Origin of the sequence: Polaromonas sp. (assembly GCF_029945685.1) — a bacterium.
Classification (GTDB): domain Bacteria; phylum Pseudomonadota; class Gammaproteobacteria; order Burkholderiales; family Burkholderiaceae_C; genus Polaromonas.
Window position 1 is genome coordinate 79,522 of record NZ_JAQSDA010000007.1, and the last position, 13,506, is coordinate 93,027.

Genomic DNA, 13,506 nt, shown 5'->3' on the forward strand with positions numbered 1-13,506 from the left:
GTTCAACGCGGGTTACTGGTTGGCCGCTGCCTGACACTTGCAAACATGCTGCAAGAAAAGCCCGTTGTTCGACGGGCTTTTTTCATGGTGAACCGCACCGGGTCGGACGTCAAAGGTGACAGGTGACAGGGCAATGGTGGACAGCGGACGCTGACCAAGCCCAGGTCGCTATAAATTCAGGAGCAACCGTTGCGGCCCGACAAGCGACTCAGGCCGCGGGTCCGTTTTCCAGCGCCTGAGCCAGTGCCACGTACTCAACCACTGGTACTTCCTCGGCACGCCGCTGCACATCGAAAGGCGGGCTGTGCGGCCGCTGCTCCAGCCATCGGCCCAGGGAGTGGCGCAACAGCTTGCGGCGCTGGCTGAACGCCACACGCACCACCTCGCTCAACAGCTTGACATCCACCTTCTCCGGCGCAGCCCGGGGGACCATGCGGACCACTGCGCTGTCCACCCGCGGCGGTGGGTCAAAACTCTGCGGTGGCACAAACAACACGTTCTCCATCGCATAACGCCACTGCAGCATCACGCTGAGCCGGCCGTAGTCGCTGGTCGCGGGGCGGGCCACCATGCGGTCGATCACTTCTTTTTGCAGCATGAAATGCTGGTCTTCAATGACCTCCACCGCGTCGAGCAGGTGGAACAGGATGGGCGTAGAAATGTTGTAAGGCAGGTTGCCCACCACCCTGAGCTTGCCGGTTTCTTCCCCTGCCGCCTCGGTTGCGGCGCCGCCCCGGGAAGAGGCGTCGGTCTGCACCTGCCGGGCCAGCTGCGTGAAATCCACCCTGAGCACATCGGATTCAACCACCGTCAGTCGTGGATGCGCGCGCAGTTGCCGGGCCAGATCACGGTCCAGCTCGATCACCGTCAAGTGGCCGAGGCGTTCGGCCAGTGGTTGGGTCAGGGCCGCCAGCCCGGGACCGATTTCAACCATTGCCTGGCCAGGACGGGGGGCAATCGCCTGCACGATGTCATCGATGATGGTGCGGTCGGTCAGGAAATGCTGGCCGAAGCGTTTGCGCGGGATATGTTTCACGCTAGCCCGAAGGCGGAAGTTGGGCGGTCCCGGACGTCGCTTTCAAGCAGGGGCCGCGGGTCCGGCTTTGCCGGCCCGCAGGCGCAGCGGCCCGCTGGGGGGGCACTGCGCGACCGTGGGGGCCACGTCATTGCGGCGGATCCCGGTATTCCACATAGGCGCGGCCGCGCACTTCCTGCGCCCAGGCACTGTAGGCCTCTTCAAACTTTTTCTCACGCAGCGAGGCACGCACGATTTCGCGCTGCTCACGCGGCGAGAGCTTGGTATTGCGCCGCTCCAGCACCTGGATCAGGTGAACGCCGAAACGCGACACAAGGGGATCACCCACCTGGCCGGGCGTCAGGCTGTTCATGCGCTCCTCGAACTCGGGCACAAACTGGCCGGGGCCGGCCCAGCCGAGGTCACCGCCGTCCTTGGCCGAGGCGTCCTGGCTGTTTTCGCGGGCCAGCGCGGCAAAGTCGGCCTGCCCGGCAGCAATGCGCTTCTGAAAATCGGCCAGCCGTGCGACGGCGGCCGCCTCGCCGAGCTGGGCCGTGGGACGCAGCAGGATATGACGGGCGCGGGTTTCCACCACCGTGGCACCCGGCATGCCGGCGCGTTTTCGCTCCAGCACCTTGAGCACATGAAAACCGGCACCACTGCGCACCGGCCCGGCGATACCCCCGACCGGTACATTTTTCGTGGTGTCGACAAAGAGCTCAGGGTAACGGTCGGCAGGGCGCAAGCCCATCTGGCCGTCGGCGCTGCGCTCCGGTGCAGTTGAAAATTCCCCCACCAGCGCGGTGAAGTCCGTCCCGTTGCGCGCGCGCTCTGCCGCCAGCTGTGCCCTGGCCTGGAGACTGGCGACCTGGGCCGGGGTGGCGTTTTCGGGAACAACCACCAGGATCTGCGCGAGGTTGAGCTCCTGTGCGGCGGGGTCGCTCCCGGCTTCCTGCTCGCGGATGAACTGCTCGACCTCCTGGTCGCTGACCTTGGCCTGGGATTCAAGTTCGCGCTCCCGGATCCGGGTCAGCAGGATTTCGTTGCGAAGATCGGCGCGAAACTGGGCAAAAACCAGCCCCTGGGCGCTCACGCGCTGGCGCAACTCATCCAGGGACACCTGGTTTTGCCGGGCAACATTGAGCACGGCCTCGTCCACCATGGACTCGCTGACCTGCACCCCCATTTCCCTGGCCAGCTGCAACTGTGTGCGCTCCACGATGATGCGTTCGAGCAGCAGCCGTGCCAGTTCGTTTTTGGGTGGTAGCGCCGTGCCTTGCTGCGCCATTTGCTGCTCGGTGCGCAGCATGCGCGCGCGTACCTCATTGTTGGTGATGGGCTCTGAGTTGACAACAGCCACGATGAAGTCGGCCTGCCGTTGCCCACCCGCCCCCGTTCCCAAGGTGCCCACACCCGGCACTCGCTGCTGGCCGGGCGGCCTCAAGAGCTGAGCCTGCGCGGACAGGGCGGGCAAGCCAAGCACCAGCGCCAGCACGGCGACGCAGCGAAAGCCAGGACGGGGGAAGAAACTGGATTTAGTCATAGTTGGTAAAACGGCTGGATGTCGTGCCCTGCTCACGCAGGTACTGGTAACGCGGGATGTTGGCTTTGAGGGTTTTCAGGGGATTGGAGCCAATGCGTGAGAAACCGACGAACTCCAATTGGAACAGGATGCGGGTGTTGTTGGCTTTGGATGGATTGCCCGCAAGCACACTACCGAGTTGGGTGCGCTCCAGCACCACGCGTCCTATCCAGCAGCAGCCGTCGTATTCAATGCCCAACACCATGTCCACGAATTTCCTGTCGGGCACACTGTAGTTCAGGCGACCGACGCTGTACCAGCGCCCGGCCCCTTGGCCGCGCCCGGGACCCAGATCCTTGCCCTTGTCGCCCCACAAGTCATTGATCGGCCATTGCCAGCCCACATCAAACTGCTCACTGACATTGCGCTGGCGACGGTAGGCCGCACTGATGACGCGGTAGTTGCCGGGGTTGTAACGGGCGCCCACGGTCGAGCGCTGGGAAATGCTGGTCTTCGGGTTGTACTGGACCGTGCTGTCCAGTGACCACGTTTTTGTCAAATTCACCGAGCCACCGAACAGCAGGTCGCTGAAACGATCCGTCACCGGCCCCCCCCCGGGCAAGGTGACCAGTTGGTCCTTGAACCGCAGGCGCTGGGCCACGCCCACACGCAAGGCCTCGGCGCCGGTGTCGGGGTCCAGCAGGCGCGAGGTCAGGCCCAGCGTCAGCAGGTTGGAGTCCGAGATACGGTCGTTGCCCACAAACGCATTTTCAGTGAACACCGTCGCGAAATTGAAATCGTTCGCTCCCGAGTCGTAATTGGGCAGAGAACTCTGGTCACGATAGGGCGTGTTCACATAAAACGCGCGCGGCTCCAGCGTCTGGGTGTAGGCCTGCCCGAAATAATTAGTCTCCCGCTCAAAGGTCAGTCCGCTGTCCAGGCTGAAGGTCGGCACTGTGCGCGAAGCCGAGCGTGCTCCATTGACCAAGGGGCCGTCAAACTGGTAAGTTGTGGTGTTAAGCATCAGCTTGGGCGTGATGTATCCCCCAGGCCGGATCCAGGGCCGGCTCACCTGCGCGAGTGCAAACGCACGGCTGGCATTGGGCTGCCCGGTCAGCCGGCGGTCCGACTCAAAACGGGTGTAGTCCGTGCTAATTGAATAATCAAGCCCGCCCAGCCCGCCCACCGGCACATTGAAGCGGTTGTAAGCGGCGGTGAGCTGCGGCATGCGGTCATAAGGCGGCACGATGGGCGCGTTCACATCCTGCAGGGTTTGCCACTTGAGCGTCCGCAGCGTGGTCGAGAAATAGCCGCGTCCCCAACTGAGGCTGGCGTCGCTGGGCAGCAAGCGCTGGGTCAGCAAGGTGCTCGCGCCAGCACTGCCAAACCCTGAAAAATCCCGCCAGTAGTTGTCGTCGCTGACCCGGTTCAAGTTGAGGTTGATGCCTACACCGCCGATTGCTGGTATCCCCGAGTTGAAACTTCCACTATGCAAATAGTTGTAAGACCAGCGGTTGCTGTTGCGCAACTGGTCATTGGGCAGCAAGCTGGCGCGCAATTCACCCTTGTACCCGGGCTCCAGATAACGAAACTCGCCAGCCAGGTCCACCCCGCGCTTGCTCATGATGGTCGGCGAGAAGGTGGCATCGCGATTCGGCGCAATGTCAAAATAATAGGGCACGGTCACGGCTGTGCCACTGAGACTGTCGATCGCCAGCGTTGGCGGCAACACACCCGACTTGCGTTTGTCGCTGAGCGGAAAGCTGAAGGTGGGCGCCGCCAGAATCGGCACATTCATGAAGCGCAAGACACCGCCCGAGGCCTCGCCGACGTCCGCTTCCCTGTCGAGCTTGAGTGTGGTCGCCTTGACAATCCACGCCGGCATCCAGCTCGGGCCCTCACCGCGCTGGCAGGTGGTGAAGGTGGCGTTTTGCGCCACCAGGCGCTTGTCGTCCAGAAAATCGATGCGGTCGGCTGTGCCGTAACCGTCGTTCTGCAAAAACCGGTAGTCCGGCGTCAGGAAAAAGCCTTCGAAGGTATCGAGCTTGATTTCCAGTTCTGGTCCGTTGTAAAGGTTGCCAGAGCTGTTGACACGCACGTTGCCCCGGGCCTTGACAACATCGGTCGGCTGGTCGTACTCGATCCGGTCGGCGCGTATCGCCGAGCCGCCGCGGCGCAACTCGGCCTCCCCGTCCACCACGGTCTCAAGATCCGGGCGTCCCGACACACGGTTGCCAAACACAAAGGTCGGCAGTTCGATGCCGGGGCCGCCCGGCGGCTGCTCGGCCAGCATGGACGAGCTCCTGAGCAGCACCGGTGCACCATCGCTGGTTTGAACCCCCGGCAGTTGCTGCGCCGGCCCGGGGGCCGTCGCCGGGCTTTGGGCATAAGCCGCCCCGCCATGCCCAAGGCCCAGCATGGTGCAGGACACCAGACTGAGGACGGCATGAGCGACCGGAGAATGAATAAAACGCGAGCGGGATGCGCGATGCATCGGAAGTATGAGATAAACCCGTTTGTGAAAGCTGGCCCGATTATCCTATGCCCACCCACCCCTTTGCCGATCTTTTGATGTATCCATGTGAAGCAGGCCGAAAGACCGCATGACCGAATCCCCCCCTGTCTGGCCTGATGCCACCCGCGCCGGCGCTTTTTCCGCCTGGCTGCAGGCCCATGCGCCCGACCATGGCCTGCTGCCGGACACCGTGCGGCCGGCTTCGGCCGACGCCAGTTTTCGCCGCTATTTCCGGGTGCTTACCGCCGGCGGCGGCAGCTGCATCATCATGGACGCGCCGCCCGCGCAGGAGGACTGCGCGCCTTTTGTGAAGGTCGCCGAACTGATGGCGGATGCCGGGCTGAATGCGCCGCGCGTGCTGGCCTGGGACCGGGCCCAGGGCTTCATGCTGCTGAGCGACCTGGGCGCCCGGACCATGCTCGAGGTGATCGAGCAGCAGCCCGATGCGAAGCGGACTGAACGGGCCTACACGCTCTACCGCGAAGCCGTGGACGCGCTGGTGACCTGGCAGCGGGCCTCCCGCCCGGATGTGCTGCCGCCCTATGATGACGCCCTGCTGTCGCGCGAGCTGGCGCTGTTTCCCGACTGGTATGTGGAGAAGCACCGCGGCATCCCCATCGACGGCGCGCTGCGCGGCAAGCTCGACGGCCTGTTTGCGCAGATCAAGGACAGCAACCTGAATTCGCTGGGCGGGGCGCGCGTGTACGTGCACCGCGACTTCATGCCGCGCAACCTGATGGTTCCGGAAAGCGGCGAGCCAGGGCTCGGCGTACTGGACTTCCAGGATGCGGTTTACGGCCCCATCAGCTACGACATTGCCAGCCTGCTGCGCGACGCCTTCATCAGCTGGCCGGAGGACTTCGTGCTCGAGATCACCGTGCGTTACTGGGAGCAGGCGCGCAAGGCCGGCCTGCCGGTCGGCGACGACTTCGGCGAGTTCTACCGCGCGGTCGAGTGGATGGGCCTGCAGCGCCACCTCAAGATCCTCGGCATCTTCGCGCGCCTGACCCTGCGCGACGGCAAGCCCAAGTACCTGGCCGACACGCCGCGTTTCATCACCTACGCACGTTCGACCTGTGCGCGTTACCGCGCACTCGGACCGCTGATGGTGCTGCTCGACGAGATCGAAGGCAACGAGACCCGGGTGGGCTACACGTTTTGAGCCTTCTCTCCAACGTCGAATCCGGCCCAGCCCCTTTGGGAACAAGCACGGACAGCTACATATTTCATAGCAACATGCAAGCTCCCGGGAACCAGCCATGACGGCCCGCTTCTACGCCGACCTGCCGCTGCGCGACGGCGACGCGCTGACCCTGCCCGAGCGCGCCGCGCGCCACGTGCAGGTGCTGCGCCTGCAGCCCGGCGACCTGATCACGCTGTTCAACAGCCAGGGCGGTGAGTTCCATGCGACGATTGAACGCATGGGCCGCAGCGACGTGCACGTGCGTATCGACGCCCACAGCGCCGTGGAGCGCGAAACCCACCGCGCCGTGCATCTGGCCATCGGCATGCCCGCCAATGAGCGCATGGACTGGCTGGTCGAAAAAGCCAGCGAGCTCGGTGCGGCCAGCATCACGCCACTGATGGCCGAACGATCGGTGCTGCGCCTCAAGGGTGAACGCGCCGACAAAAAAGTCGCGCACTGGCAGGGCATAGCCATCGCGGCCTGCGAGCAGTGCGGACGCAACCGGCTACCGCCGGTGCATGCGGTGGACACGCTCAGCGACTGGCTGGCCGCGTTGCCGCCCGCCGCGTCGGCCGAACCGCGGTTGTTGCTGTCGCTGCGCGCCGGCACGCAGCCCCTGGCGCAAGCCCTCGCTGCCTATGGGCGCACCACCCCCGTGACCCTGCTCGGCGGCCCCGAAGGCGGCCTGAGCACGGCCGAGGAAGACGCGGCCCTGGCGCGCGGTTTTGTGCCGGTAAGCCTGGGGCCGCGCGTGTTGCGCGCCGAAACCGCGCCGCTGGCCTGCCTGGCGCTTCTCACACTGGATGCCTGAACGATGAACCGCAATCTCTGGCTGCTGGCTGTTTGCCAGGGCCTGTTTCTCACCAACAACGTCACCTTCATCGCCATCAACGGCCTGGTCGGGCTGAACCTGGCGCCGCTCGGCTGGATGGCCACCTTGCCGGTGATGGGCTACGTCGTCGGCGGGGCGCTGTCGACCGGCATCGTCGCACGCACCCAGAAGCGCTTCGGCCGCAAGACCTCGTTCCAGCTTGGGCTGGTGGTGGCGGTACTGTCAGCGCTGCTGTGCTGTTATGCGGCCTACAGCCGCAACTTCTGGCTGCTGGTGACCGCTACCGTGGTGGCCGGTTATTACAACGCCAATGCCCAGCTCTACCGCTTCGCCGCGGCTGAGCTGGCACTGCCCGCGTTTCGCGAAAAAGCCGTCTCGCTGGTGATGGCCGGCGGCCTGATCGGTGCCATCGCCGGCCCCAACCTCGCTGCGGGCACCCGCAGCCTGACCGACGTGCCGTTTGCCGGTGCTTACCTGGCGCTGGCCGGCGTGGCCCTGCTGGCCATGGCCTTGCTGGCATTCATCCACTTCCCGCCAACGCCGGCCCAGCAGGCGGTCAGCGGGGGCCGGCCCCTGGGCGAGATCATGCGCCAGCCGGTGTTCATCGTCGCTGCCGCCGCCGGCGCGCTCGGCTTCGGCGTGATGAACCTCCTGATGGCCGCCACGCCGATTGCCATGCAGGTCTGCGGCCTGCCGTTTTCCGACGCGGCACTGGTGCTTGAATGGCATGTGATCGGCATGTTTGCGCCCGGCTTTTTCACCGGCCACCTGATCAAGCGTTTCGGCACCCTGCCCATCATGGCGGTGGGGCTGGCGCTCAACGTGGGATGTGTGCTGGTGGCGCTGTCAGGCGTCAACCTGCACCAGTTCCTGGTCGCGCTGTTTTTGCTGGGGGTGGGCTGGAACTTCCTGTTCACCGGCAGCACCACGCTGGCGCTGACAGCCTACCGGCCGGAAGAAAAAGACAAGGCGCAAGGCGCGCTCAATTTCTGCGTGTTCGCGGTGCTGGCGCTGTCCTCGCTGGCCTCGGGTGTGCTGGTCACGACCCAGGGCTGGACGCTGCTGAACCTGGGCTCGCTGCTGCCGCTGGGGTTGACGGGGCTTGCGCTGGCCTGGCTCGCATTTCGCAACCGGGCCTTGCGCAGCGCCTGATACGCTATAAGTTCAGGAGCTGCCTGCGCAGCAGGGACAAGGGCTGACGGCATTTTTTACCTAAAACCGGGCGTCCAGCCAGGCCTTCAAACTGGCAAACACCGGCGCCGCGTCCCGCTCGTTGAAGATCTCGTGGTACAGCTCATCGAAACAGCGTGCGGTCACAAGCTTGGCGCCACCATTGCTCGCGGCGGCTTCGGCAAAAGCGCGGCTGCCGGCCGGGTTGACCAGCCTGTCGGCGCCGGCATACATCAGCAGCGTGGGTGTGGTCCAGGTGGCCGCGGCAGCCACCGTCGCCGGCCCGGCGGTTGCGATGAACCTGGCCAGCCGCGCTGAAATCTTCGCATGCACCAGCGGGTCGGCCAGGTACTTGCGGACCACCAGCGGATCATGCGAGAGAAACTCGGGCTTGAGGCCGTTGTTGACACGCAGGTTGGGTGCCATCAGTGGCAGGGTGGCCAGCAGAAGTTTTTGAAACGCATTGAGCCCGGGATCGAGCGCCGGCGAGGACATCACCAGGCCATCGACCGGACGCAGGCCGAGCGACACAAAACGTCCCGCCACCAACCCGCCCAGGCTGTGGCCCAGCAGGATCAGCGGCAGGGGCTCCGCAAGTGCCGCACCGGCCGCACGCGGCAGGCGCAGCGAGCGCTGGCGGGTGTCGTCGACCACCTCGGCCAAGTCCTCCAGCAGCAGGGACTCGCTGGACAGGCCACCGCGTTCGCCACCCGACTCGCCGTGACCGCGCTGGTCATAGGCGCGCACTGCAAAACCCCAGTCCAGCAGCTTGCGCGCCACATGGTCGTAGCGGCTGGCGTGTTCGCCAAGGCCGTGCACCAACAGCACCACCGCGCGCGGCGGCAAGGCGTTGTCGGCCTGCCACGCCTCCATCGGCCACTCGTAGAGCGCCAGGTTTTCGCCATCGCGGGCGGTGAACGGTGCCAGCAGGGGGTGGTCCATGGCGGGCCGGCTCAGGGCATGCGGGCGATGACGGATGCCACGGCCGCGGTGATTTTCTTGGCGTAGGGCACGTGCAGGAATTCGTTGGGGCCGTGCGCATTGCTTTTCGGGCCCAGCACGCCGCAGACCATCATCTGCGCCTTCGGAAAACCCTGGCTCAGCATGTTCATCAGCGGAATCGTGCCGCCCTGGCCGATGGTGCCGCAAGGCGCCCCATAAAACGCCTGCGAGGCTTCGTTGAGCGCCTGCTCGAACCAGGGCGAGGTGGTCGGCGCATTCCAGCCGGTGGCACCACCAGCGCTTTCAAAGGTGACCTTGGCTTGGTAGGGCGCGTTGTCTTCCAGCAGGGTCTTGAGCTCCTGCACCGCGCCGGCAGCATCGACCAGCGGCGGCAGGCGCAGCGACAGCTTGAAGGCGGTGTAGGGTCGCAGCACGTTGCCGGCGTTGCCCATTTCGGGGAAACCGTCGGCACCGGTCACGCTCAGCGTGGGTTTCCAGGTGCGGTTGAGCAAGGCCTCGACCGGGTCGGTGGTGGTCGGCAGGGCAAAGGTGGTGGCGCCGCCGCAGTCGTAATGCGCCCAGGGGAACCGTTTGTAGATCTGGTCGCCGAGGATGGCCGCCGTGGCTTTCGCCTGCGCCAGCCGTTCGGCCGGAATCTCGCAGTGAAAGCTTTGCGGCAGCAGGCGACCGGTCTTGCTGTCCTCGAGCCGGTCCAGCACCTGGCGCATGATGCGAAAGCTGGACGGCACCAGGCCGCTGGCGTCGCCCGAATGCACACCTTCGGTGAGGATCTCGACTTTCAGCACGCCGCTGGCCATGCCGCGCAGCGAGGTCGTCAGCCAGAGCTGGTCGTAATTGCCGGCGCCCGAATCCAGGCAGATCACCAGGCCCACGTCACCCAGCCGCGTGCGCAAGGCATCGACATAAGGCAGCAGGTCGTAGGAGCCGCTTTCCTCGCAGGTTTCGACCAGGCCGACGATGCGCGGGTGCGGCACCTTTTGTGCCTTCAATGCCTGGATGGCGGCGATGCTGGCATACACCGCATAACCGTCGTCGGCGCCGCCGCGGCCGAACAGCTTGCCGTCCTCGTACTTGGGCGTCCAGGGGCCGAGGTCGTTGCGCCAGCCGGTGAACTCGGGCTGTTTGTCGAGGTGACCGTACATCAGCACGGTTTCCGTGGTTCCGCTTTTGGTGGCCGGCACCTCAAAAAACAGCACCGGTGTGCGGCCTGCCAGCCGGACGATTTCGAGCTGGAGGCCTTCGACCTTTTGCGCCTCGACCCAGGCCGCGGCATTGCGCATCACGGTCTCGATGTGGCCGTGGCCGGCCCAATCGGCATCAAACGACGGCGACTTGGCGGGGATGGTGATGTAGTCGGTGATCTGCCTGACAATGTCGCCGTCCCACTGGGCGCTGACCTGGGACAGGGCCTGGGCGGCGTCCAGCACGCCAGCGGGAATTTCTCGATGCAGGGGGGCGTTCATGGCAACTCCGGGAAGTGATGCGAAAGACCTACTGTACCCGCGCCTGCCCCGACCTGCCAGCCCGGCTGTGGGGGGTGCGTGGCGCGCCGGGTCATTTTCTGCAACCATGTGGCACCTCACCTCATCACAGAAGGAGTGTCATGAAAAAAGCGTCGTCTTCCGCCCCTGGCATCCGTGTCGGCATTGGCGGCTGGACCTACGCGCCCTGGCGCGACAACTTCTACCCGGCCAAATTGCCGCAGAGCCAGGAGCTGCGCTATGCCAGCCGCCAGCTCAGCACCATTGAGGTCAATGGCACCTACTACAGCAGCTTCAAGCCGCCGACCTTTGCCAAATGGCGCGACGAGACACCTGACGACTTTGTGTTTTCGCTCAAGGCCAGCCGCTTCAGCACGAACCGCCGGGTGCTGGCCGGGGCCGGCGAGTCAATCAACCGGTTTGTGGACAGCGGCATCAGCGAGCTCGGTGACAAGCTCGGCCCCATCGTCTGGCAGTTCATGCCGACCAAGGTGTTTGAAGCCGACGACTTCGAGGCCTTTCTGTCCCTGCTGCCCAGGATGGTGGGCGGCCGCCCCTTGCGCCACGTACTGGACGTGCGCCACCCCAGCTTCATGTCGGCGGACTACCTGACGCTGGCACGCAACTACCACTGCGCCACGGTGTTCACCGATTCGCCCGACTTCCCGTCGTTCGCGGACCTGACGTCTGATTTCGTGTATGCACGCCTGATGCGCAGCGACGCCAGGCTCAAGAGCGGTTATGCACCCAAAGCCCTGGACGCCTGGGCCGCGGCGGCCCAACGCTGGGCCAGCGGCAGCGAGCCGGCAGACCTGCCGCGTGTGCAGCCCGCGAGAGACAAGGCTGCGGCCAGGGACGTGTTTGTGTTCTTCATCAACGGTGCCAAGGAAAAGGCACCGGCTGCCGCCACCGGCCTGCTGCAGCGCCTGGGTTTCAAGGCGCAGGCCTAGACGGCCGCGTCGCCTTCCGCCGGTTCGGGGCCAGGCACACTGCGGCACTCTTCAAAAATGCGGGCCGTGCAGGACCGGCAGATGGCCGGATCGAGACGCGTGAAAATCGTGGCGATTGCGCTGCGCTTGTCTGCGAACTGGTGCTCGGGGCCGAGCAGGCGCGTGAACCCGGTGGTGTGCCACATGTGGATGACTTCGGGACGCGGGCGGTGAAAGTACAGATCGCCCCCCATGGCACGGCGCGCGTTGAGTTCGGCCTCCCACAGCTGGGCGCCGGTCAGGTCGATGAAGTTCATGCTTTTGCCCATCACCAGCAGATGTTTTTGCGGATGGCGCGCATGGCGCAAGGCGTGCAGGGTGTCGGCCACATGCTGGGTCGCGCCGAAATAGACCTCGCCTTCCATCCGCAGAAGTTTTAGCTGCGGGCATTCCGGCAAGGGATGTTCAGCATCCGCCAGCACCACAAACTGCCGGTCCGGCGCCCGGCTGTCGAAGCCCATGGTGCGCATGGCGGGTTTGGACGTGCGGTACAGAAAGGACATCAACGACAGCAGGGTGCCGAGCAGGATCGCGATCTCCAGCCGGATGCTGACGGTGGCCACCAGCGTGGCCAGCGCGACGCCGAATTCGGTGCGGCTCAGGCTGTACAACTGCCGCCAGCGGCCGAGGTCCAGCAGCGAGACCGCCACCAGCACCAGCAGCGCCGCCAGCGCCGCCATCGGGATCTGCGCCAGCAGCGCCGCGCTGACCGCGACCAGGCCGAGCAGCAACAGGGCAGAGAACACCGCCGCCAGCGGTGAACGCGCCCCGGCCTCCAGATTCGGCATGGACCGGTTCAGCGAGCCGCAGGACACGTAGGATGAAAAGAAGCCGCCGATGATGTTGGACAGGCCCTGGCCGCGAAACTCGCGGTTGGCATCGATGCGCTGACCGGAGCGCGCAGCCACCGCCTTGGCAATCGAGATCGACTGACCCAGCGCCACAATGGTCAGCGCAAACGCCAGCCCCAGCAGCTCGGACAGCGCCGACCAGCTGACGCTGGGGATGGCAAATTTCGGCCACGGCGTGCTGATCTGGCCCACCGTACGCAAGGGCAGCGGTGTCGCGCTGATGTACCTCGTCCAGACCCAGGCCAGCGCCGTGGCCGCCACCAGCCCGGCCAGCATGGACGGCCAGCTGGGGCGCAGCCGCCGCACCAGCAGGGCCACGGCCACGGTCACGCCGGCCACGGCCAGCGCCGCTGGCTGCACCGAGCGGGCCATGGCGACCACGTGCCGCAGCACCGCGGCCGCTCCATGCTCGGCCGCCGCCGGCAGCCCCAGCAGATCGGGCAGGGCGTATACCGCGATCAATACCGCCGCCCCCGAAGTGAAGCCGAACAATGCCGCGGGCGAGATGAAGTTGGCCAGCGAGCCCAGTCGCAGCGCACCAATCAGCCACTGCATGACGCCCACCATCACCGTGACTGCCAGCGCCATCTGGATGTAGCCCGGACTGAAGGCCAGCGCCAGCGGCGACAGCATGGCAAACAGCGCCAGCGAGTTGGCGTTGGTCGGGCCGGACATCACATGCCAGCTGGAGCCGAACAACGCGGCAATGATGCAGGGGATGATGGCGGTGTACAGGCCGTATTCGGGCGGCAGGCCGGCCAGTGTGGCAAAGGCAATGCCCTGCGGCAACACCAGCACGGCGCCCAGCAGGCCCGCCATCACGTCGGCGCGCAGGCTCTCCGGTGTGACCTGGTGCACCCAGTGGCCGAACAGCCGCTCAAACAGCTTCAGCGCCGGGGCAATGTGAGTTTTTTCCGGAAGGCCTTGCATGGGCTGGAGCATAACGCGGCGCGTGTCGCACGCCGCCGCCCCGCCCTCAGCC

General features: G+C 65.5%; 10 protein-coding genes. 4 read left to right on the plus strand and 6 right to left on the minus strand.

Translation table 11 applies throughout. The features are described 5' to 3' along the window. Positions 1–208: 208 nt before the first annotated feature. From rsmA to PSV26_RS04350, 3 genes are all read right to left on the minus strand, one after another. Entirely contained in the window at positions 209–1,036 is an 828-nt protein-coding gene (gene rsmA / locus PSV26_RS04340; protein ID WP_300515409.1) for a 16S rRNA (adenine(1518)-N(6)/adenine(1519)-N(6))-dimethyltransferase RsmA, read from the minus strand. 127 nt (positions 1,037–1,163) lie between these two features. After that, positions 1,164–2,558: a peptidylprolyl isomerase gene (locus PSV26_RS04345; protein ID WP_300568221.1), complete on the minus strand. Its 1,395-nt coding sequence runs from the start codon at positions 2,556–2,558 to the stop codon at positions 1,164–1,166. Further along, complete coding sequence (locus PSV26_RS04350) at positions 2,551–5,031, minus strand: LPS-assembly protein LptD (protein WP_300515404.1); 2,481 nt, start codon at positions 5,029–5,031, stop codon at positions 2,551–2,553. Before PSV26_RS04350 ends, PSV26_RS04345 begins: the two co-directional genes overlap by 8 nt. 109 nt (positions 5,032–5,140) lie before the next feature. On the opposite strand from PSV26_RS04350, the gene PSV26_RS04355 reads away from it, so the two are divergent. The 3 genes from PSV26_RS04355 to PSV26_RS04365 all read left to right on the plus strand — a co-directional run bounded on the left by PSV26_RS04355 (position 5,141) and on the right by PSV26_RS04365 (position 8,222). Then, a complete protein-coding gene (locus PSV26_RS04355; RefSeq protein ID WP_300568224.1) occupies positions 5,141–6,214 on the plus strand; it encodes a phosphotransferase in 1,074 nt (357 codons plus the stop codon). Positions 6,215–6,311: 97 nt separating this feature from the next. Then, entirely contained in the window at positions 6,312–7,049 is a 738-nt protein-coding gene (locus PSV26_RS04360; protein WP_300568227.1) for a 16S rRNA (uracil(1498)-N(3))-methyltransferase, read from the plus strand. A gap of 3 nt (positions 7,050–7,052) precedes the next feature. Continuing rightward, a complete protein-coding gene (locus PSV26_RS04365) occupies positions 7,053–8,222 on the plus strand; it encodes an MFS transporter (RefSeq protein ID WP_300515397.1) in 1,170 nt (389 codons plus the stop codon). A gap of 60 nt (positions 8,223–8,282) precedes the next feature. Here PSV26_RS04365 and PSV26_RS04370 read toward each other — a convergent pair whose 3' ends face one another. Then, positions 8,283–9,182 carry an alpha/beta hydrolase gene (locus PSV26_RS04370; protein WP_300515395.1) on the minus strand — a complete coding sequence of 300 codons (900 nt, stop codon included), beginning with the start codon at positions 9,180–9,182 and terminating at the stop codon, positions 8,283–8,285. Positions 9,183–9,193: 11 nt separating this feature from the next. Continuing rightward, positions 9,194–10,666 (minus strand): M20 family metallopeptidase, encoded by a 1,473-nt coding sequence (locus PSV26_RS04375; RefSeq protein WP_300568230.1) that lies wholly within the window; start codon positions 10,664–10,666, stop codon positions 9,194–9,196. Between the two features lie 140 nt (positions 10,667–10,806). Between PSV26_RS04375 and PSV26_RS04380 the strand changes: the two genes are divergently transcribed. After that, the gene (locus PSV26_RS04380; RefSeq protein ID WP_300568233.1) at positions 10,807–11,634 is read left to right on the plus strand and encodes a DUF72 domain-containing protein; all 828 of its coding nucleotides are present in this window, start codon (positions 10,807–10,809) and stop codon (positions 11,632–11,634) included. Here PSV26_RS04380 and PSV26_RS04385 read toward each other — a convergent pair. Next, positions 11,631–13,454, minus strand: a complete 1,824-nt coding sequence (locus PSV26_RS04385; protein ID WP_300568236.1) for a SulP family inorganic anion transporter — start codon at positions 13,452–13,454, stop codon at positions 11,631–11,633. The two genes, PSV26_RS04380 and PSV26_RS04385, sit on opposite strands and share 4 nt — an antisense overlap. Between the last annotated feature and the right edge of the window lie 52 nt (positions 13,455–13,506).

What these genes read in the sequence shown, in the direction of transcription:
- PSV26_RS04345 (WP_300568221.1), bottom strand. Translation starts at nt 2,558, where the DNA reads ATGACTAAATCCAGTTTCTTCCCCCGTCCTGGCTTTCGCTGCGTCGCC.
- PSV26_RS04350 (WP_300515404.1), bottom strand. Translation starts at nt 5,031, where the DNA reads ATGCATCGCGCATCCCGCTCGCGTTTTATTCATTCTCCGGTCGCTCAT.
- PSV26_RS04355 (WP_300568224.1), top strand. Translation starts at nt 5,141, where the DNA reads ATGACCGAATCCCCCCCTGTCTGGCCTGATGCCACCCGCGCCGGCGCT.
- PSV26_RS04360 (WP_300568227.1), top strand. Translation starts at nt 6,312, where the DNA reads ATGACGGCCCGCTTCTACGCCGACCTGCCGCTGCGCGACGGCGACGCG.
- PSV26_RS04365 (WP_300515397.1), top strand. Translation starts at nt 7,053, where the DNA reads ATGAACCGCAATCTCTGGCTGCTGGCTGTTTGCCAGGGCCTGTTTCTC.
- PSV26_RS04370 (WP_300515395.1), bottom strand. Translation starts at nt 9,182, where the DNA reads ATGGACCACCCCCTGCTGGCACCGTTCACCGCCCGCGATGGCGAAAAC.
- PSV26_RS04375 (WP_300568230.1), bottom strand. Translation starts at nt 10,666, where the DNA reads ATGAACGCCCCCCTGCATCGAGAAATTCCCGCTGGCGTGCTGGACGCC.
- PSV26_RS04380 (WP_300568233.1), top strand. Translation starts at nt 10,807, where the DNA reads ATGAAAAAAGCGTCGTCTTCCGCCCCTGGCATCCGTGTCGGCATTGGC.
- PSV26_RS04385 (WP_300568236.1), bottom strand. Translation starts at nt 13,454, where the DNA reads ATGCAAGGCCTTCCGGAAAAAACTCACATTGCCCCGGCGCTGAAGCTG.